This window comes from Streptomyces xinghaiensis S187, assembly GCF_000220705.2.
In the GTDB taxonomy this organism is placed as follows: Bacteria; Actinomycetota; Actinomycetes; order Streptomycetales; family Streptomycetaceae; genus Streptomyces; species Streptomyces xinghaiensis.
In genome coordinates this window covers 2,114,975-2,135,099 of the sequence record NZ_CP023202.1, presented here as the reverse complement: position 1 = coordinate 2,135,099, position 20,125 = coordinate 2,114,975, and the positions used below count along the sequence as shown (strand labels likewise).

Genomic DNA, 20,125 nt, shown 5'->3' with positions numbered 1-20,125 from the left:
CCGTATGGGATGGAACACCCGTCCCCAGGAGGAGGCACCGTGCGCAGCAACCGCCGGGCCGAGAAGCCCAGAGTGTCGATGCGCACGGCGGCCATCGCCCTAGCGATCGTCGCCGTACTGGCACTCATACCCGTACTGATCAACCTGCAGACCAGCAGCAGCCAGGCCAACGAGGAGGCGAGCCCGATCGCGGGCGCGCCGCAGGCGGGAGCCGACGGCGCCGTCGGCGCCGACGGGCAGGCACAAGGGCAGGCACAAGGGCAGGCGCAGGGGCAGGCGCAGAACGGGGCCGCCGCGGGTGACATCGGGACCGTCACCGAGGTGGACAAGAAGTTCCTGTCATCCGTGCGCCAGGCCGGGCTGTGGGAGATCCCCGCCGGGCGGCTGGCCCAGACCAACGCCTCCAGCGAGGCGGTCAAGCGCGCCGGGCTCCACCTCATCGACGGCCACGCCAAGCTGGACCAGCTCGTCCGCGAGGACGCCAAGCTCCTCGGGGTGCAGATCCCCGACCAGGCCACGGCCGAGCAGCAGGAGTGGGTCCGGCAGATGAAGGCCGCCAAGGGCGCCGAGTTCGACAAGCTCTTCGCCAATCTCCTGCGCGCCTCGCACGGCAAGATCTTCGCCGTCATCGGCGAGGTCCGCGGCTCGACGCAGAACGACCTGATCCGCCGTCATGCGCGGCAGGCCAACCAGACCGTGCTGGATCACCTGGAGGTCCTGGAGGACACCGGGCTGGTGGACGCCGAGACCTTCGCCGAGGTCGAGGCCGCCGTGACGAAGTAGCGCGCCACCCGCGCCACGGGCCCCCGCCGCTCCGGGCGGTACGGCGCCGGCAACGGCCGGCCGTACCGCCCGGAGGCGTTGACGGGGCCGGCCGTACCGCTCCCGTGCGGGCGCCTGCCGGGAGACCGGGCGCGGAGCGGAACGGCCGGGCAGGGCCCGGCCGTCATGCGGGGCTCAGCCAGCGGTAGTACAGCTCCGGCCGCCCCACCTGCCCGTACTGCGGCCGTCGTTCGGCCCGTCCGGTGTCCACCAGGTGTTCCAGGTAGCGGCGGGCCGTGATGCGGGAGATCCCCACCGCCTCACCGGCCGCCTGCGCCGTGATCCCGCTGCGGTCCGCGCCGCGCAGCGCCCGGGTGACCGACTCCAGGGTCGGGCCGCTGAGCCCTTTCGGCAGCGCCGGGGGCGACGGTGCGCGCAGGGCGGACAGGGCGCGGTCCACCTCCTCCTGCCCGCTCGCCTCCCCCGCCGCCGCACGGAACTCGGCGTAGCGCACGAGCCGTTCGCGGAGCGTCGCGAAGGCGAAGGGCTTCAGCACGTGCTGGACGACGCCGAGCGACACGCCCTCCCGCACCACCGCCAGATCGCGCGCGGAGGTCACCGCGATCACGTCCGCCGTCCGGCCCGCGGCGCGCAGGGAGCGCAGGAGCCCCAGCCCGTGGCCGTCCGGCAGATAGAGATCGAGCAGCAGCAGATCCACCGGGTCCCGCTCCAGATGACGCCGCGCCGCCGACCCGGAGTGCACCGTGCCGGCCACCTCGAACCCGCGCACCCGCTCGACGTAGAGCGCGTGCGCGTCCGCGGCCACCGGATCGTCCTCGACCACCAGCACCCGGATCGGCACCCGCCCGCTCACCGGGCCGCCCCCGCTCACCGGGCCGCCCCCGCCACGGCCGCCAGCGGCAGCCGTACGGTGAACTCCGCGCCGCCGTCGCCACCACCGGCCGTGTCGCCACCACCGGCCGTGCCGTCGTCACCGGCCGTGCCGCCGCCCCGGCCGTCCGCCGGCGCGGCCTCGATCGTCCCGCCGTTGCGGCGCACCGCCTGCCGGACGAGCGCCAGGCCGATCCCGCGCCCCGCGCCGCCCTCCGCGCCGATGCGCCGTGCCGCCTTCGTCGTCCAGCCGCGTTCGAACATGCCGTCCAGCGCCTCCGGGGTGATGCCGGGACCGGTGTCCCGCACCCGCAGCAGCAGTTCGCCGTCCGCGGCCCGCGCGGTCACCGTCACCCGCGGGCGCCGCTCCCGGCCCTCCGCGCCGGAGCTCTCCCCGCCGGCCGCCTCCACCGCGTTGTCGATCAGATTGCCGAGGATCGTCACCAGATCGCGCGGCGGCAGCTCCGGCGGCAGCACACCGTCGTCGATCCGGCTCTCCGGGGCCAGGGTCAGCTCCACGCCCCGCTCGCTCGCCTGCGCCGCCTTGCCGAGCAGCAGGGCCGCCAGCACCGGCTCGCCCACGGCCGCGACCACCCGGTCCGTCAGCGCCTGCGCCAGCTCCAGCTCCTCCGTCGCGAACCGCACGGCCTCGTCCGCGCGGCCCAGTTCGATCAGCGACACCACCGCGTGCAGCCGGTTCGCCGCCTCGTGCGCCTGCGACCGCAGCGCTTCCGCGAAGCCGCGCACCGAGTCGAGCTCCCCGGAGAGCGCCTGGAGCTCCGTGTGGTCCCGCAGGGTGACGACCGTGCCGCGCCGCTCACCGCCCGAGACCGGCGAGGTGTTCACCACCACGATCCGCTCGGCCGTGGGATGGACCTCGTCCACCCGGGGTTCCGAGGCCAGCAGCGCCCCGGTCAGCGACGGCGGCAGCCCGAGTTCGGTGACGCGGCGGCCCACGGCGTCCTGGCCCAGCCCCAGCAGTTCCCGCCCCCCGTCGTTGACCAGCGCGATCCGCCGCTGCCCGTCCAGCATCAGCAGCCCCTCGCGGACCGCGTGCAGCGCCGCCTGGTGGTAGTCGTGCATCCGGCTCAGCTCCGCGGCGTTCATCCCGTGCGTATGGCGGCGCAGCCGGGCGTTGACGACGTAGGTGCCGAGGCCGCCGAGCACCAGCGCCCCCAGCGCCACCCCCGCCGGCACGGCCATCTGCCGGCGGACCTCGGCGCTGATCCGCTCCACCGTGATCCCGGCGCTCACCAGGCCCACCACCCGGCCGCCGTCCCGTATCGGCGTCACCACCCGCACCGACGGGCCGAGGGTGCCGGTGTACGTCTCGGAGAAGGTGCGTCCCGCGAGTGCCGGGCCGGTGTGGCCCAGGAACTCCTCGCCGATCCGCTCCGGGTCCGGATGCGTCCAGCGGATGCCGTCCGGGTCCATGATCGTGACGAAGGCGACCCCGGTGTCGCGGCGGACGGTCTCCGCGTACGGCTGCAGCACCGCCGTCGGGTCCGCGCCGCGGATCGCCTCCGGGACGGACGGTGAGGCGGCGATCGCCCGCGCCGCCGTCATCGCCCGCAGCCGCGCCGTCTCCTCGGTCTGCCGCAGGTCGGTGACGTAGGTGAACACCGCGTATCCCGCCACCACGACGGCGACCAGCACGACCTGCATGGCGAAGAGCTGGCCGGCCAGGCTCCGGGGGCGGGGAACACGCATGCGCCCAGTCTGCCCGGTGTGTCCCGGGGACCGGCAGGGGTGCGGGGCGCCTCCGTTCCGTCCCGGCGCCCGCGCACTCCGTAGCGGACCGGCGCCGTCCGCGAACTCAATGAACACAACCGTGACCCGGGTCACCCGCTGATGGATAGTCGCCGGGACGCCGAGCCGGAGCGCGGGACGGGTGGGACGGCACCGGAAGCGGCGCGAACGACCGGGAATCACGACGCAGGAGGACCACCGTGGCCGAACAAGCCCCACCTGAGAGCCGCCGGGTGCGACGGGACAGAACCCACTATCTGTACCTCGCCGTCATCGCCGCCGTGCTGGCCGGCATCCTCCTCGGCTTCGCGGCGCCGGGGGTGGCCGCCGAGCTGAAGCCGCTCGGCACCGGCTTCGTCGGACTGATCAAGATGATGATCTCACCGATCATCTTCTGCACCATCGTGCTCGGCGTCGGATCGGTGCGCAAGGCCGCGAAGGTCGGCGCCGTCGGCGGTCTCGCCCTCGCCTACTTCATGATCATGTCGACCGTGGCGCTCGCCATCGGCCTGGTCGTCGGCAACATGCTCCCCGGCGTCACCCTGGACCTGACCGAGTCCGCGCGCAGCGCCGGCGAGGCCCAGGCCGCGGGCGCCAGTGAGTCCACCACCGACTTCCTGCTCGGCATCATCCCCACCACCATGGTCTCGGCCTTCACCGAGGGCGAGGTGCTGCAGACCCTGCTCATCGCGCTCCTCACCGGCTTCGCCCTGCAGGCCATGGGCAGCGCCGGGGAGCCGCTCCTCCGCGGCATCGGCCACCTCCAGCGGCTGGTCTTCCGGGTACTGGCGATGATCATGTGGGTGGCGCCGGTCGGGGCCTTCGGCGCCATCGCGGCGGTGGTCGGCGAGACGGGTGCCGGCGCGCTCAAGTCCCTCGCCGTCGTCATGATCGGCTTCTACACCACCTGCGCGGTCTTCGTCTTCGTCGTCCTCGGCGCGCTGCTGAGGATCGTCGCGGGCGTCAACATCCTCACCCTGCTCCGGTACCTCGGCCGCGAGTTCCTGCTGATCGTCTCGACCTCCTCCTCGGAGTCCGCCCTGCCGCGTCTCATCGCCAAGATGGAACACCTGGGCGTCAGCAGGCCGGTCGTCGGCATCACCGTGCCGACCGGCTACTCCTTCAACCTCGACGGCACGGCGATCTACCTCACGATGGCCTCGCTCTTCGTCGCCGAGGCGATGGGCGACCCGCTCTCCCTCGGCCAGCAGATCTCCCTGCTCGTCTTCATGATCATCGCCTCCAAGGGGGCGGCCGGCGTGACCGGTGCCGGCCTGGCCACCCTGGCGGGCGGGCTCCAGTCCCACCGTCCGGAACTGGTCGACGGCGTCGGCCTCATCGTCGGCATCGACCGCTTCATGAGCGAGGCCCGCGCCCTGACCAACTTCGCGGGCAACGCCGTGGCGACGGTCCTGGTCGGCACCTGGACGAAGGAGATCGACCGGGACCGGGCCGGCAAGGTCCTCGCCGGGCACCTCCCGTTCGACGAGCAGACGTTCGTCGACGATCACGACCACAACCCCGAACCCGACCACGACCGCGGCTCCGGCCCCGCGGCCGGCCCCGGCCGGGACCCCGGCCACCGTAACGACGACGCCCGCAGTGCTCCGGAATCCTCCTCCCACCCGGGACCTGACCACCCCGGCGGGACGAAGGAGCCGGTGGGCGTCTGACGGGCCGGCGCCCGGGTCCACCGCGACCGGCCCGCGGTACCCTCCCACGGACCCGGGCGCACCCGCCCCAGACCATCTCCCCCGACGCCCCTCCGGCTGTTTCCCCTGGCTGCCGGAGGGGCGTCACCCCTGTGCGGTTCGCGAGCCGGCCCGCGTCCGGCCGCACGGCCGAGGGCCCGTACGGGCGAGGCCGTACGAGCCCTCGTGGCACCGGACCGCACCCCGCCGGTTCCGGCGGCTCCCGTCAGCCCGTCGGATCCCGTCAGACCGGCCGGAGCCAGACCGTCGCCAGCGGCGGCAGCGTGGCCCGGATGCTGACGCGCCGGCCGTGCCACGGGGACGCCTCCGGCTTGAGGGGGTCCGGGTTGCCGACGCCGCTGCCGCCGTAGCGGGCCCCGTCGGTGTTGAGGACCTCCTGCCAGCCGGTGGGCTCGCTCGGCACCCCGAGCCGGTAGTCCCGGCGCACCACCGGGGAGAAGTTGCTGACGCACAGCAGCGGCGACCCGTCCGCGGCCAGCCGGAGGAAGGCGAAGACGTTGTCCTCCGCCGCGTCGCCGTCGATCCAGCTGAAGCCGGACGGATCGGTGTCCCGCTCCCAGAGCGCCGGCTCGGCGGTGTAGGCGTGGTTGAGATCGCGGACCAGGTCGCGGACGCCCCGGTGGTCACCGGCCGCCGCGTAGGTGTCGTCCAGCAGCCACCACTCCGGCCCGTGCGCCTCCGACCACTCCGCGCCCTGTGCGAACTCCTGCCCCATGAAAAGCAGTTGCTTGCCCGGGTGGGCCCACATGAAGCCCAGGTACGCGCGGTGGCCGGCGCGCCGCTGCCACCAGTCGCCGGGCATCTTGTTCACCAGGGGGCCCTTGCCGTGCACCACCTCGTCGTGCGAGATGGGCAGCACGTAGTTCTCGCTGTACGCGTACACCATCGAGAAGGTCATCTCGTGGTGGTGGTACTTGCGGTGCACGGGCTCGCGCGCCATGTAGCCCAGCGAGTCGTGCATCCAGCCCATGTTCCACTTCAGGCCGAAGCCCAGACCGCCCAGGCCGTTCGGGCCGGTGACGTGCGTGGGCCGGGTGACGCCGTCCCAGGCCGTGGACTCCTCCGCGATGGTGACGACGCCGGGGCAGCGCCGGTAGACGGTCGCGTTCATCTCCTGCAGGAACGCCACGGCGTCGAGGTTCTCCCGGCCCCCGTACTGGTTGGGCACCCACTCACCGCCCTCCCGCGAGTAGTCCAGGTAGAGCATGGACGCCACCGCGTCGACCCGCAGACCGTCGATGTGGAACTCCTCGCACCAGTACACGGCGTTGGCGACCAGGAAGTTGCGGACCTCCGTGCGCCCGTAGTCGAAGGTCAGCGTGCCCCAGTCGGGGTGCTCGGCGCGCCGCGGGTCGGCGGGCTCGTAGAGCGGTGTGCCGTCGAACCGGGCGAGCGCCCACGCGTCCTTGGGGAAGTGCGCGGGCACCCAGTCGACGATGACCCCGATGCCCTCCCGGTGCAGGGCGTCCACCAGATACCGGAAGTCGTCCGGGGTGCCCAGCCGGGCGGTCGGCGCGTAGTAGGAGGTGACCTGGTAGCCCCAGGAGCCGCCGAAGGGGTGCTCGGCGACCGGCATCAGCTCGACGTGCGTGAACCCCAGCTCCTTGACGTACGCGGGCAGTTGCTCGGCGAGCTGCCGGTAGCCCAGCCCCGGGCGCCAGGACGCCGGATGCACCTCGTAGACCGAGAACGGCGCCTGGTGGACGCGGCGCCCGGCGCGGCGGCGCATCCACTCCTCGTCCCCCCACCGGTAGCCGGAGGAGGTGACGATCGAGGCGGTGGCGGGCGGGCACTCGGTGCGCCGGGCCATCGGATCCGCGCGCAGGCTGTGCGCGCCGTCGGGCCCGGCGATGTCGAACTTGTAGAGGGCGCCCTCGCCGACCCCGGGCACGAACAGCTCCCAGACGCCGCTGCCGCCGAGCGAGCGCATCGGGTGGCCGGTGCCGTTCCAGCAGGTGAAGTCGCCGGTGACGCGCACACCGCGGGCATTGGGTGCCCAGACGGTGAACCGGGTGCCCGCGACGCCGCCGTGGGTCATCGGCTCCGCGCCGAGCGCCTCCCACAGCCGTTCGTGGCGCCCCTCGTGGATCAGATGCAGGTCGAACTCGCCGAGGGCGGGCAGGAAGCGGTACGGGTCGTGCTGCTCCAGCACCTCGGGGGCGCCGGGGTCGCCGTAGGAGACCAGCAGCCGGTAGTCCTCCGGAACCGCGTCGAGGGGCAGGACGCCCGCGAAGAGGCCGTCGCCCTCGGAGTGCAGAGCGGTGCCGGGGCCGGCCTCCGGACCGCCGCCGGCCACGACGGCCACGGCGTGGGCGTACGGGCGCAGCGCGCGGAAGAGGACACCGCCCTCCGGCAGGGGACGGGCCCCCAGCAGGGCGTGCGGGTCGTGGTGGGTGCCGTCGAGGAGACGCTGCCGGTCGGCGGGGTCGAGCGGCGCGGGACGGACGGCGCGGGGGGAGGAGGCGGACGGCCGTCCCGTCCCGTCCTCGGCCGCACCGGGGGCCGGCGGTGCCACGGCCTGCCGTGGTGCGCCCGGCGTCCGCGGCGCGGCCGGCGTCCGGGGCGCGGCGGCCCGCCGTGGCGCGGTGCCGGACGCCTTGGCGCGGCTGCGGCCGGGCCGGGCGGCCGGTTCGGCGGCCGCGGTCCCGGGCCGCTGCTCGGTGGAGTCGCCGGCGGGGCCGGACGGGGGCGGGGACGGCGGACGAGCGGTCACGACTGAGTCCTCCTCGGAGGAGTGGGGAACGGACGTTCGTACGCGGGAACCCGGGCGGGAGGCGGCGCCTCCTCCCGCTGCCCGGCAAGGCGGCGGATCGCCGCCATCGGCACCGGGAGCCAGTCGGGGCGGTGGCGCGCCTCGTACAGCACCTCGTAGACGGCCTTGTCCGTCTCGTAGGCGCGCAGGAGTTCGGGTTCGTCGCGCGGATCGGTTCCGGCGGCCTCCGCATAGCCGCCGCAGTAGGCCGCCCGGCTCTGCCGGGACCACTGCCGGGACCAGCCGGGGGCGCCGCCGGACGCGGGCTGGTGGGTGCGGGCCGCGTAGTCGAAGGAGCGCAGCATGCCGGCGATGTCCCGGGCCACGGGCTGCAGCCGGCGGCGTTCGGAGATCGGCCGGGCCGGCTCGCCCTCGAAGTCGATGAGGGACCAGCGTCCGTCGTGCGCGCTGCGGAGGGCCTGGCCGAGGTGGAGGTCACCGTGTATCCGCTGGGCGTGCCAGGTGCGGCCGCGGTTGCCGAGGGCGGCGAGCTCGTCGTAGGCGGCGCGCAGCGGTTCGCGGTACGGGCGCAGCGCGGGCACGGCGGACGCGGCGGCCTCCAGCCGTTCGGTCATGCCGCCCGCGATGTGCTCGATCTGCGGCCGGCGCAGGACGGCGGTCGGCAGGGCCTCGGCGAGGGCGGTGTGCACCTCGGCGGTGGCGCGGCCGAGGGCGTGCGCGGCGCCGGTGAAGTCGGCTTGTACGGAGAGGGAGTTGAGGGCGAGCTGCCAGCCGTCGGCGGAGCCGGGCAGGAAGGGCTGGAGGATGCCGAGGGTGAGCGGCCCGCCGGCCGGGTCGTCGGCGGGGACGGAGGCGAGCCCGGCGCCGGCGGCGGCGTCCACCCCCGGGTCGGCCTCGAACCAGGCGGTGGGGTGCGGGACGCGTTCGCAGCCCGCCCGGGCGAGGGCCAGCGGGAGTTCGAGGTCGGGGTTGACGCCGGTGCCGATGCGGCGGAAGACCTTGAGGATGTACGCGTCGCCGTAGACCACCGAGGAGTTGGACTGCTCGGCGGTGATCACCCGGGGGGCGAGCCCGGAGGCGATGGCGGTGCCGGGGGCGCGGGTGAAGCGGAGCGCGCCGAGCCGGCCGGGGACGCGCAGCCGCTCCAGGAGCAGCCCGGCCAGGCGTGGGTCGGCCAGGGCCTCGTAGACGGTGTGGCCGTGGAGCGGGCCCTCGGCGGGGCGGCCGATCAGGGTGTGCGCGAGGTGCGGGGGAAGGGTGGAGCGGATGCCGATGAGGAGCTGGTAGCAGTCGGCGGTGCCGGGCTGCTGCTGGGCGCGGACGAGGAGATGGAGCAGTCCGGGGGCGGCCCCGCCCGCGGTGCACGGCAGGATCTCGGTGGCGGAGACGAGGGAGAAGCCCGTGATGGGGTTGCCCTTGCCGGCGAACCAGCGCTGCCGGGGCAGCCAGGAGCGGAGCAGGGGGACGAGCGAGGGGAGCAGCGAGCGGGTGGTGGTGCGTGCCCGGCCCCGGCCGGGCGGTCCGGCGGGGGCCCGGGTGTCCGCCGGCGCGTTCTGCTCCGGCGCGGGCGGCCGGTCCGGTGCGTCCGCCGCACGGTCCGCAGGTGAGTCCGGGGCGGTGACGGTGGTGCGGGGCGTGCTGTACGGGTTGGCGCGGATCGAGCCCTCCGACATGGCGTCGCGTCCTTTCCCCGGGCACACCGTAGATGCGCAGAGTGTCCCGGATTGCGGCAATTGCTGTCCGGCGGTGCGGGACGTGTCGGGTGAGGATCGTCCGATCAGGTAAGGCGATTGGCCTATGCGCTGTGCGGACTGGGGTGCGTAGAGGAGAGCCTGCCCGGGGCGGGGCGGTGAAAACCGGTGAATCCGGTCGTAACCGCCCCGCCGCGGGGCTGTAACAGCGGTGACCGGTGCGGTCAGCCGCCGTTGAGCGGGCGCGGGACCTCGCCGGTGCGCGGCGCGCCCGGGGCGTCACCGCCGCCCGGTGCGTCCGCCGCCACCGGGGCCGCGGACCGGCGGAGCCGGAACCAGTAGAAGCCGTGGCCGGCGAGCGTGAGCAGATAGGGGAGTTCCCCGATGGCGGGGAAGCGCACCCCGCCGATCAGCTCCACGGGATGGCGCCCCGCGAACGCCCGCAGGTCCAGCTCGGTGGGCTGGGCGAAGCGGGAGAAGTTGTTGACGCACAGCACCAGGTCGTCGTCCTCCTGGCCCGGCCCCGGGGTCTCCCGGAGGAAGGCGAGCACCGCCGGGTTGCTGGACGGGAGTTCGCTGTACGAGCCGAGGCCGAAGGCCGGGTTCTGCTTGCGGATCTCGATCATCCGGCGGGTCCAGTGGAGCAGCGAGGAGGGGCTGCTCATGGCCGCCTCGACGTTGGTCACCTGGTAGCCGTAGACCGGGTCCATGATGGTCGGCAGGAAGAGCCGGCCCGGGTCGCAGGAGGAGAAGCCGGCGTTGCGGTCGGGGGTCCACTGCATCGGGGTGCGGACCGCGTCCCGGTCGCCGAGCCAGATGTTGTCGCCCATGCCGATCTCGTCGCCGTAGTAGAGGATCGGCGAGCCGGGGAGGGAGAGCAGCAGGGCGGTGAACAGCTCGATCTGGTTGCGGTCGTTGTCGAGCAGCGGGGCCAGCCGGCGGCGGATGCCGATGTTGGCGCGCATCCGCGGGTCCTTGGCGTACTCGGAGTACATGTAGTCGCGCTCTTCGTCCGTGACCATTTCGAGGGTCAGCTCGTCGTGGTTGCGGAGGAAGACGCCCCACTGGCAGCCGGAGGGGATGGCCGGGGTCTTGGCCAGGATTTCCGAGACCGGGTAGCGCGACTCGCGGCGCACCGCCATGAAGATGCGCGGCATGACCGGGAAGTGGAACGCCATGTGGCACTCGTCGCCGCCCTTCTCGAAGTCGCCGAAGTAGTCGACGACGTCCTCGGGCCACTGGTTGGCCTCGGCGAGCAGCACGGTGTCGGGGTAGTGGGCGTCGATCTCGGCGCGGACCCGCTTGAGGAGGTCGTGGGTCCGCGGCAGGTTCTCGCAGTTGGTGCCCTCCTCGGCGTAGAGGTAGGGCACGGCGTCCAGCCGGAAGCCGTCGATGCCGAGGTCCAGCCAGAAGCGCAGAGCGGAGATGATCTCCTCCTGGACGGCCGGGTTCTCGAAGTTGAGGTCCGGCTGGTGGGAGAAGAAGCGGTGCCAGTAGTACTGCTGGCGCACCGGGTCGAAGGTCCAGTTGGAGGCCTCGGTGTCGACGAAGATGATCCGGGCGTCCTGGTACTGCTTGTCGTCGTCGGCCCAGACGTAGTAGTCGCCGTACGGGCCGTCCGGGTTGCGGCGCGACTCCTGGAACCACTCGTGCTGGTCGCTGGTGTGGTTCATGACGAAGTCGATGATGACCCGCATGCCGCGCTGGTGGGCGGCGTCGACGAACTCGACGAAGTCGGCGAGGTCCCCGAAGTCGGGGAGCACCGCGAGATAGTCGGAGACGTCGTAACCCCCGTCCCGCAGCGGGGACTTGAAGAACGGCGGCAGCCAGAGGCAGTCCACGCCGAGCCACTGCAGATAGTCGAGTTTGGCCGTGAGGCCCTTGAGGTCGCCGATGCCGTCGCCGTTGCTGTCCTGGAAGGAGCGGACCAGCACCTCGTAGAAGACGGCGCGCTTGAACCAGTCGGGATCGCGGTCCTGCGCCGGTGTGTCCTCGAAGGTGTCCTGGACGGGCTCGTTGACGATCATGATGTGGGTGACCCTCCGATCGGTGAGGACGGTCGCAGGGTGAACACGTGCGCCGGCCGGATCCCCGGTTCCAGACGCACGTAGTTGTCCCTGCCCCAGTGGTAGGTCTCGCCGGTGAGCTCGTCGCGCACCGGGACGGACTCGTGCCAGTCGAGGCCGAGTTCCGGCATGTGCAACGAGACCGTCGCCTCCTGGGTGTGGTGCGGGTCGAGGTTCACGACCGTGAGTACGACATCCGGGCTGTCGCCGTGAGTACGTTTCGAGTAGGCGATCACCGCGTCGTTGTCCGCGTGGTGGAAACGCAGGTCCCGCAGTTGCTGGAGAGCCGGGTGACGGCGGCGGATCCGGTTGAGCCGGGTGATCAGCGGGGCGATGGTCCGCCCCTCCCGCTCGGCCGCCTCCCAGTCGCGGGGCCGCAGTTCGTACTTCTCCGAGTGCAGGTACTCCTCGCTGCCGGGGCGCGCCGGGGTGTTCTCGCACAGCTCGTAGCCGGAGTAGATCCCCCAGGCCGGGGAGAGGGTGGCGGCGAGAACGGCCCGCGCCTCGAAGGCGGGCCGGCCGCCCTCCTGGAGGTGGCCGGGGAGGATGTCGGGCGTGTTGGCGAAGAAGTTGGGCCGCATGCAGGCGGCCGCGTCGCCGGAGAGCTCGGTGAGGTAGGCGGTCAGTTCCTCCTTGGTCTCGCGCCAGGTGAAGTAGGTGTACGACTGCTGGAAGCCGATGGCCGCCAGGGTGTGCATCATCGCCGGGCGGGTGAACGCCTCGGCGAGGAAGATGACGTCCGGGTCGCGGCGGTTGATGTCGGCGATGACCCGCTCCCAGAACATCACGGGCTTGGTGTGCGGGTTGTCCACCCGGAAGATCCGCACCCCGTGGTCCATCCACAGCCGCAGGATGCGCAGGGTCTCGCGGACGATGCCGGTCATGTCGGCGTCGAACGCCACCGGGTAGATGTCCTGGTACTTCTTGGGCGGGTTCTCGGCGAAGGCGATGGAGCCGTCGGCCCGGTGGTGGAACCAGGACGGATGCTCGCGCACCCAGGGATGGTCCGGCGAGCACTGCAGGGCGAAGTCGAGCGCCACCTCCATGCGCAGCGCCCGGGCCCGGGCCACGAAGTGGTCGAAGTCCTCGAAGGTGCCGAGATCCGGGTGGAGGGCGTCGTGACCGCCCTCCACCGAGCCGATCGCCCAGGGGGAGCCGACGTCGTGCGGGCCGGCCGTGAGGGTGTTGCCGGGGCCCTTGCGGTACGAGGTGCCGATCGGGTGGACGGGCGGCAGGTAGACGACGTCGAAACCCATCGCGGCGATGGCGGGCAGCCGCTCGGCCGCGGTCCGGAGGGTGCCGCTGACGGGCGGTTCGCCGGGGGCGGTGACGGCGCCCTCGGAGCGCGGGAAGAACTCGTACCAGGAGCCGTAGAGCGCGCGGCGGCGCTCCACGAGCAGCGGCACCCGGCGGGACTGGGTGAGCAGTTCGCGCAGCGGATGGCGGGCGAGGACCGCGGAGACGTCCTCGGCGAGGGCCGCGGCGAGCCGGTCGGCGGGGGAGAGGTCCCGGTCGCGCAGCGCGTCCACGGCGCGCAGGACGGCTTCCCGGCCGGCCCGCTTGGGGACGTCGACGGCGGCCCTCTCGTGGAGGGCGGCGCCCTCGGCGAGGACGAGTTCGGTGTCGATGCCGGCCGGGATCTTGATCTCGGCGTGGCGGCGCCAGGTGGTGACCGGGTCGCTCCACGCCTCGACGGCGAAGCTCCACGGGCCCTCGGAGCCCGGGGTGACCCGGGCGCCCCAGCGGTCGGTGCCGGGCGCCAGTTCGCGCATCGGGGTCCAGGGGCCGGGACGGCCGGAGGGGTCCAGCAGGACCACATTGGCGGCGACCGCGTCGTGGCCCTCCCGGAAGACCGTCGCGGAGACCTCGAAGCTCTCGCCGGCCACCGCCTTGGCCGGCCGCCGCCCGCAGTCGACCAGCGGGCGGATGTCGAGCACGGGGATGCGTCCGATCATGGGATCACCTGGGGGCGTAGCGGTTCGAGCCACTCTGCGGGCTTTTGTTCTTTCTATATGCTCCATGGACGACTGGCCGGTTGCGGGCATGGGCGCTCCTGTCCGCGTTCACTCAAGTGGGTGACTGTGCGAGCCGGTGGGCGGCGCCGGGTGGTGCGGGGAGCGTGGCGCCGCCTATCGGTGGAGTCTGCCCCCGCCCGGCGCCGGACATGACGGTGATGGCCTCCGATCGGGGCCCGAAAGGTAAAAACTGGACCGGCCCGTGACGGTGGCGGTGTGCCGGGGTCACGGGCCGGTCCGGTACTGGTGCGGGTGTGCCCCGAGGGGCCGGTGGTGCGGACGGGAGGGCTCTGCCGGTGCGGCACGGCTGAGGAGGGAGAGCCGGCCCCGTACCGCGGCTCCCCCGGCGGTACGCCGGGCGGAGCGGGGCGGACGGTGTGTCAGTCGCCGACCTGGAGCAGACGGTTCGGCGAGCCGAGGCCCGCGCCGCTGATTTTGCCCTGGGCCGCGCCGTCCGTCAGCGCCTTCTCGACCGCCGCGGGGGCGTCGGCCGGGTGGTCGTCGAGGTGGAGCGCGGCCGCGCCCGCGGCGTGCGGAGCCGCCATGGAGGTGCCGGAGATGGTGTTCGTGGCGCTGCCGGAGGTGTGCCAGGCCGAGGTGATGTCCACGCCGGGGGCGAACACGTCCACGCCCGGACCCCAGTTGGAGAAGCTCGCGCGGGCGTCGGTCCTGTCGGTCGCGCCGACGGTGATGGCCTCCGTGACCCGGGCCGGGGAGAAGAGCAGCGCCGGCAGGCCGTTGTTGCCGGCCGCCACGGTGAACGTCACCCCGGAGGCGATGGCGCCCCGGACCGCGTCGTCCAGCTGCGCGTTGAGGATGCCGCCGAGGCTCATGTTGGCCACGGCCGGCTTCTCCGCGTTCTTCGCGACCCAGTCGATGCCCGCGATCACCTGGGCGATGGTGCCGGAGCCCTCATCGTCCAGGACCCGGACCCCGACGACGTCGGCCTGCTTGGCGACCCCGTGCGAGGTGCCGGCGATGGTGCCCGCGACATGGGTGCCGTGCCCGTGGCCGTCCTGGGCGTCGGCGTCGCCGTCGACGAAGTCCCAGCCGCTGCTCGCCCGGCCGCCGAAGTCCTGGTGGCCGGTGCTGACACCGGTGTCGATCACATACGCCGTCACGCCCGAACCGCCGCCGGCGGGCGGGGCGTAGGAGTCGTCCAGCGGGAGATCGCTCTGGTCGATGCGGTCCAGGCCCCAGGAGGGCGGGTTCGGCTGGGCCGCGGCGATCCGCACCCTGGCGTCCTGCGACACCGAGGCGACGGCGGGATCGGCCGCGAGGCGCTTCGCCTGTGCCTCGGAGAGCCGCACGGAGTAGCCGTTGAGAGCGCTGCCGTAGGTGTGGCGGATCGTCGCGCCGTACTTCCGGGCCAGCTCCCGGCCGGCCTCGGACCGCGCGGTGAGGCCCCGGCCGGACTTGAGGCTGACGATGTAGCTGCCGCTCACGGCGTCCGGCGCGCCGGCACCGAGGATGCGGCCCGTCGGTGCCGCCGCGTCGGCGGCGTGGGCGGAGAACGCGAGGGGGGACAGCAGGAAGGTGACGGCGGCGATCGCGGTCGTGACACGGCGTCCTCTGACGGGGCGCCGCGTGTGGGGGGTGGGAACGTCGGTCTGTGAACCGTCGGCTGACGGTCGATCAGATATATGCGCCATGAAGATGAACCTCTCCTGTGGTGACCTGCAGCGTCTCGTGCGACAGGGCTCCGGGCAAGAGGTTCGCGGGGGCGGAATCGATCACTCCGCCCCCGCTCGGCGCCTCCCGTGACGGGTCCGTACCGGTTTACGGCGTGGTGACCTCCGGCCGGGGCGGGACCGCCATCCCGTCACCGATGAAGAACCCCGGGTGCGGCGGCTGGTTGTAGGCGGTGTTCTGCCAGGCGAGCGCGGTGCGGTACTGCGCGTCGTGCAGCAGCGTGGTGATCCGGCGGTCCGTCCGGTGCGGGGTGGAGTACACCCGCAGCGCCCGGTTGTCCGAGGTGCGCCAGACGGCCTCCTCGCGCCAGTCGCCGAGGATGTCGCCGGAGAGCACCGGGGTCGCCTTGGTGCCGTTGTTCGAGGCGACGCCCGAACCGGTCAGCAGCCGGCTCTCCCCGCCGGTGCCGTACTTGTCGATCCGCGTGCCGTCGAGCAGTTCCCGGACGGGGTCGCCGTCCCACCAGGAGAGGAAGTTGGCACTGGACGGCTTGCGGCCGAGCGCGGAGCCCGACGCGGAGAGGAGCGCGCCGTCGGCGGAGGACCAGGACTCGGCCCCCGGGCTGCCGGCCCAGATGTCGCCGGAGACGCCACGGCCGTTGTCGCCGGCGGGCGCCGTCTGCCACAGGACCTGGCCGGTCCGCGCGTCGGCCATCCAGGAGCCGGGCTTGGAGGAGTCCTCGGAGACCTTGTAGTACTCCAGGCCCGGGCGGGACGGCACCAGATCGCCGAGGTGGGCCGCGTCGCCGTGGCCGAGCCGCGTGGTCCACAGCCCGGCGCCGTTGTCGTCCACGGTCATCGCGCCGTAGACGATCTCGTCCCGGCCGTCCCCGTCGACGTCCCCGACGGTCAGCGCGTGGTTGCCCTGCCCGTCGTAGCCCCGGCCGGAGTTGGCGGAGCTGTTGGTGTCGAAGGTCCAGCGGCGGGTGAGGGCGCCGTCCCGGAAGTCCCAGGCGGCGATCACCGTGCGGGTGTAGTAGCCGCGCGCCATCACCAGGCTGGGCCGGGTGCCGTCGAGGTACGCGGTCCCGGCGAGGAAGCGGTCGACGCGGTTGCCGTAGGTGTCGCCCCAGGAACCGACGTTCCCGCGCGCGGGAACGTAGTCGGCGGTGTCCAGCGCGGCGCCGGTCCGGCCGTCGAACACGGTCAGGTACTCCGGGCCGGCGAGGACGTAGCCGGAGGAGTTGCGGTGGTCGGCGGACGAGCTGCCGATCGCCGCCCCGGTACCGTCCCGGCTGCCGTCCGCGGTCTTCATGGCGACCTCGGCCCGGCCGTCGCCGTCGTAGTCGTACACCTGGAACTGGGTGTAGTGCGCGCCGGAGCGGATGTTGCGGCCCAGGTCGATCCGCCAGAGCCGGGTGCCGTCGGGCCTGATGCCGTCGATGACCGTGTTGCCGGTGTGGCCGGACTGGGAGTTGTCCTTGGCGTTGGTGGGCTGCCACTTCAGGACGAAGTCCAGGGTGCCGTCGCCGTCGAGATCGCCCACGGAGGCGTCATTGGCCTCGTAGGTGTACGACACGCCGTCGGGCGTGGTGCCTCCGGACGGCGGGGAGAGCGGGATGTCGTGGTAGCCGGCGCGGAACTGGACCCCGTGTCCGGAGGCCGGCTGCTCCACGCCGCCGGTCACCGCGCGGACCGTGTAGTCGGCCGAGGCCGGCGCGCCCTCGTGGAGGAAGTTGGTGGAGTCCGTGACGGGCGAGGAGTTCACCTTGGTGTCCCCGCGGTAGACGTTGAACGCCACGTCGTCCGGGTCGGTGGCCAGCCAGCGCCAGCTCACCAGGTTGCCCGAGCCGGTGTACACGCTTACCAGACCACGGTCCAGATTCTCCATCTGACGGGCCGCCGCGGCGGGCGCCGGGGCCGCCTCGGCGGTCAGTCCGGACGTCGCCATAACCGCCGCGATACCCGCGCCGGCCAGCGCGTATAACCTGCGGTACGGGGCCGGGCGGCGGGGCCCCGGCGGGTGGGGGTGTGCGGGTCGCATCGGACCTCCTTGTGGGGGAAAGGGCTTTCTATCATCCTCGGATCGGCGGGCGGCGACAGAGGGCGTGCGGTCACCGTTTTCACCACTGGCCGGTGAGTTCTGGACGGAACGTGTGAATGTGCGCGAAGGGAACCGGTGGTCGCCGCTACGGTCGACCTGTGAAGGCCATTCGTCGATTCAGCGTGCGTCCCGTCCTTCCGGAACCCCTACGACCGCTCAGCGAACTGGCGCGGAACCTGCGCTGGTCCTGGCATCCCGAGACCCGTGAGCTGTTCCGGGCCGTCGATCCCGAGGCCTGGCCGGCCGCGGGCGGCGACCCCGTCCGGCTGCTCGGCGGCGTGTCCGCCGCGCGGCTGGAGAGCCTGGCGTCCGACGGCGCCTTCCTGCGGCGCCTGGCCACCGCGGCCGACGGGCTGCGGGAGTACCTCACCGGCCCCCGCTGGTACCAGACCGCCGCGGGCGCGGCGGCCGGTGACGGGCTGCCCTCGGCCGTCGCCTACTTCTCGCCCGAGTTCGGCATCACCGGCGCCCTGCCCCAGTACTCCGGCGGGCTCGGCATCCTCGCCGGGGACCACCTCAAGACCGCGAGCGACCTGGGCGTACCGCTCATCGGAGTGGGACTGCTCTACCGGCACGGCTACTTCCGGCAATCGCTCTCCCGCGACGGCTGGCAGCAGGAGCAGTACCCGCTGCTCGACCCGGACGAGCTGCCGCTGGGCCTGCTCCGCGAGCCCGGCGGCCGGCCGTGCCGGGTGACCCTCGCCCTGCCCGGCGGCCGTACGCTGCACGCCGTGGTCCGGGAGGCCCGGGTCGGCCGGGTGCCGCTGCTGCTGCTCGACTCCGACACCGAGGAGAACGAGCCCCGCGAGCGCCAGGTGACCGACCGTCTCTACGGCGGCGGCAGCGAGCACCGGCTGCTGCAGGAGATGCTGCTCGGCATCGGCGGGGTCCGCGCCGTCCGCGCCTACTGCCGCATCACCGGACACCCGGAGCCCGAGGTCTTCCACACCAACGAGGGCCACGCCGGCTTCCTCGGCCTCGAACGCGTACGCGAACTGGGCGCGGAGGAGCACGGCGGACTCGACGTCGAGGCCGCCCTGGAGGCCGTGCGCGCCGGGACGGTCTTCACCACCCACACACCCGTGCCCGCCGGGATCGACCGCTTCGACCGGGAGCTCGTCGCCCGCCACTTCGGCGACGACGGCGAACTGCCCGGCGTGGACGCCGCACGCGTCCTGGAACTCGGCAGGGAGACCTATCCGGGCGGCGAGCCGGGCGTCTTCAACATGGCCGTGATGGGCCTGCGGCTCGCGCAGCGCGCCAACGGCGTCTCCCGGCTGCACGGCGGTGTCAGCCGGGAGATGTTCGCCGGCCTGTGGCCCGGCTTCGACGCCGGCGAGGTGCCCATCACCTCCGTCACCAATGGCGTCCACGGCCCCACCTGGACCGCGCCCGAGGTGCTCCGGGCCGGCGCCGGGAACGGCGGGGCGCACACCCTGCCCGGCGACGCCCTCTGGGCGCTGCGGCGCACGCTCCGCGAACGGCTGGTGGCGGAGGTACGGGAACGGCTGTACGCCTCCTGGCGGCAGCGCGGCGCGGCGGCGGCCGAACTCGGCTGGATCGACGGGGTGCTGGACCCGGACGTCCTCACCATCGGCTTCGCCCGCCGCGTGCCCTCGTACAAGCGGCTGACCCTCATGCTCCGCGACCGGGAGCGGCTGACGGAGCTGCTGCTCCACCCCGAGCGGCCGGTGCAGATCGTCGTCGCCGGCAAGGCGCACCCCGCGGACGACAGCGGCAAGCGGCTGGTGCAGGAGCTGGTCCGGTTCGCGGACGACCCGCGGGTGCGGCACCGGATCGTCTTCCTGCCCGACTACGGCATGGCGATGGCGCAGCAGCTCTACCCGGGCTGCGACGTCTGGCTGAACAACCCGCTCCGGCCGCTGGAGGCCTGCGGCACCTCCGGGATGAAGGCCGCCCTCAACGGCTGCCTCAACCTGTCGGTGCTGGACGGCTGGTGGGACGAGTGGTTCGAGCCGGACTTCGGCTGGGCCATCCCGACCGCCGACGACCCGGCCACCGGCGAGGACCGGCGCGACGACCTGGAGGCGCACGCCCTCTACGAGCTGCTGGAGCAGCGGGTCACCCCGCTCTTCTACGACCGGGGCCCGGACGGGCTGCCGGACCGCTGGCTCGGGATGGTCCGGCGCACCCTGGCCGATCTCGGGCCGAAGGCGCTGGCCGGCCGCATGGTCGAGGAGTACGTCCGGGAGCTCTACACCCCGGCGGCCCGCGCGCACCGGCGGCTCGGCCCGGACGCCGCGCGCGAGCTGGCGGCCTGGAAGGCGACGGTGCGGGAGGCCTGGCCGCGGGTCTCCGTCGGCCGGGTGGAGGCGGCCGCGGGCGGCGTGAGCGGCGGCAGCGCGGAGCTGGGCTCGGTGCTGTCGCTGCGGGTGCGGGTGGCGCTGGACCGGCTCGTCCCGGAGGACGTGGAGGTACAGGCCGTCGCCGGGCGCGTGGACGGGGAGGACCGGATCGCCGCGGGCCGGACCGTACCGCTCAAACCGGCCGGTGCCGCGGACGCCGAGGGGCGGTGGCCGTACGAGGGGGAGCTCACCCTGGAGCGGACCGGGCCCTTCGGGTTCACCGTGCGGGTGCTGCCCTCGCACCGGCTGCTGGCGAGCGGTGCGGAACTCGGGCTGATGGCCGTACCGGCGGAGGCCACGGGCGAGGAGGCGGGTGTGCTGCTGCGGTAGCGGACCGCGCGGCACGGGTGTGCCGGTGCGGTGCCGGGACACCGCACCGGCACACCGGTGCTCCGCCGTGAGGAACGGACGGGAGGGACGGGAAG

General features: G+C 73.4%; 11 protein-coding genes. 3 read left to right on the top strand and 8 right to left on the bottom strand.

Features of this window, described 5'->3' with window-relative positions; genetic code table 11:
* The first annotated feature begins 39 nt into the window (after window positions 1-39).
* Window positions 40-783: a DUF4142 domain-containing protein gene (locus tag SXIN_RS08915; protein ID WP_019709958.1), complete on the top strand. Its 744-nt coding sequence runs from the start codon at window positions 40-42 to the stop codon at window positions 781-783.
* A gap of 163 nt (window positions 784-946) precedes the next feature.
* Here SXIN_RS08915 and SXIN_RS08910 read toward each other — a convergent pair whose 3' ends face one another.
* Window positions 947-1,636, bottom strand: a complete 690-nt coding sequence (locus SXIN_RS08910) for a response regulator (RefSeq protein ID WP_095756829.1) — start codon at window positions 1,634-1,636, stop codon at window positions 947-949.
* Between the two features lie 14 nt (window positions 1,637-1,650).
* A complete protein-coding gene (locus SXIN_RS08905) occupies window positions 1,651-3,363 on the bottom strand; it encodes a sensor histidine kinase (protein ID WP_095756828.1) in 1,713 nt (570 codons plus the stop codon).
* A 239-nt stretch (window positions 3,364-3,602) separates the two neighbouring features.
* On the opposite strand from SXIN_RS08905, the gene SXIN_RS08900 reads away from it, so the two are divergent.
* On the top strand, window positions 3,603-5,075 hold the full coding sequence (locus SXIN_RS08900; protein ID WP_192883567.1) for a cation:dicarboxylate symporter family transporter: 1,473 nt from the start codon (window positions 3,603-3,605) through the stop codon (window positions 5,073-5,075).
* A gap of 262 nt (window positions 5,076-5,337) precedes the next feature.
* On the opposite strand, the gene glgB is transcribed toward SXIN_RS08900, so the two are convergent.
* The 6 genes from glgB to SXIN_RS08870 all read right to left on the bottom strand — a co-directional run bounded on the left by glgB (window position 5,338) and on the right by SXIN_RS08870 (window position 17,274).
* On the bottom strand, window positions 5,338-7,827 hold the full coding sequence (glgB, locus tag SXIN_RS08895) for a 1,4-alpha-glucan branching enzyme (RefSeq protein ID WP_095756827.1): 2,490 nt from the start codon (window positions 7,825-7,827) through the stop codon (window positions 5,338-5,340).
* On the bottom strand, window positions 7,824-9,500 hold the full coding sequence (locus tag SXIN_RS08890) for a maltokinase N-terminal cap-like domain-containing protein (RefSeq protein ID WP_019709954.1): 1,677 nt from the start codon (window positions 9,498-9,500) through the stop codon (window positions 7,824-7,826). Before SXIN_RS08890 ends, glgB begins: the two co-directional genes overlap by 4 nt.
* 242 nt (window positions 9,501-9,742) lie before the next feature.
* The gene (gene treS / locus SXIN_RS08885) at window positions 9,743-11,545 is read right to left on the bottom strand and encodes a maltose alpha-D-glucosyltransferase (RefSeq protein WP_019709953.1); all 1,803 of its coding nucleotides are present in this window, start codon (window positions 11,543-11,545) and stop codon (window positions 9,743-9,745) included.
* Window positions 11,542-13,539, bottom strand: coding sequence for an alpha-1,4-glucan--maltose-1-phosphate maltosyltransferase (locus SXIN_RS08880; RefSeq protein ID WP_019709952.1), 1,998 nt, complete (start codon window positions 13,537-13,539; stop codon window positions 11,542-11,544). The genes treS and SXIN_RS08880 overlap by 4 nt, the downstream gene beginning before the upstream one ends.
* Before the next feature lie 440 nt (window positions 13,540-13,979).
* Window positions 13,980-15,251 (bottom strand): S8 family peptidase, encoded by a 1,272-nt coding sequence (locus tag SXIN_RS08875; protein ID WP_019709951.1) that lies wholly within the window; start codon window positions 15,249-15,251, stop codon window positions 13,980-13,982.
* Between the two features lie 127 nt (window positions 15,252-15,378).
* Window positions 15,379-17,274 (bottom strand): rhamnogalacturonan lyase, encoded by a 1,896-nt coding sequence (locus tag SXIN_RS08870; RefSeq protein WP_039822211.1) that lies wholly within the window; start codon window positions 17,272-17,274, stop codon window positions 15,379-15,381.
* 158 nt (window positions 17,275-17,432) lie between these two features.
* Here SXIN_RS08870 and glgP point away from each other — a divergent pair, with 158 nt between their 5' ends.
* Window positions 17,433-20,030 (top strand): alpha-glucan family phosphorylase, encoded by a 2,598-nt coding sequence (gene glgP / locus SXIN_RS08865; RefSeq protein WP_095756825.1) that lies wholly within the window; start codon window positions 17,433-17,435, stop codon window positions 20,028-20,030.
* The last annotated feature ends 95 nt before the right edge of the window (window positions 20,031-20,125 follow it).

Bases quoted from the DNA above. Each gene is read 5' to 3' on its own strand.
- SXIN_RS08875 (WP_019709951.1), bottom strand. From the start codon at position 15,251: ATGGCGCATATATCTGATCGACCGTCAGCCGACGGTTCACAGACCGAC.
- treS (WP_019709953.1), bottom strand. From the start codon at position 11,545: ATGATCGTCAACGAGCCCGTCCAGGACACCTTCGAGGACACACCGGCG.
- SXIN_RS08905 (WP_095756828.1), bottom strand. From the start codon at position 3,363: ATGCGTGTTCCCCGCCCCCGGAGCCTGGCCGGCCAGCTCTTCGCCATG.
- SXIN_RS08880 (WP_019709952.1), bottom strand. From the start codon at position 13,539: ATGATCGGACGCATCCCCGTGCTCGACATCCGCCCGCTGGTCGACTGC.
- SXIN_RS08890 (WP_019709954.1), bottom strand. From the start codon at position 9,500: ATGTCGGAGGGCTCGATCCGCGCCAACCCGTACAGCACGCCCCGCACC.
- SXIN_RS08870 (WP_039822211.1), bottom strand. From the start codon at position 17,274: ATGCGACCCGCACACCCCCACCCGCCGGGGCCCCGCCGCCCGGCCCCG.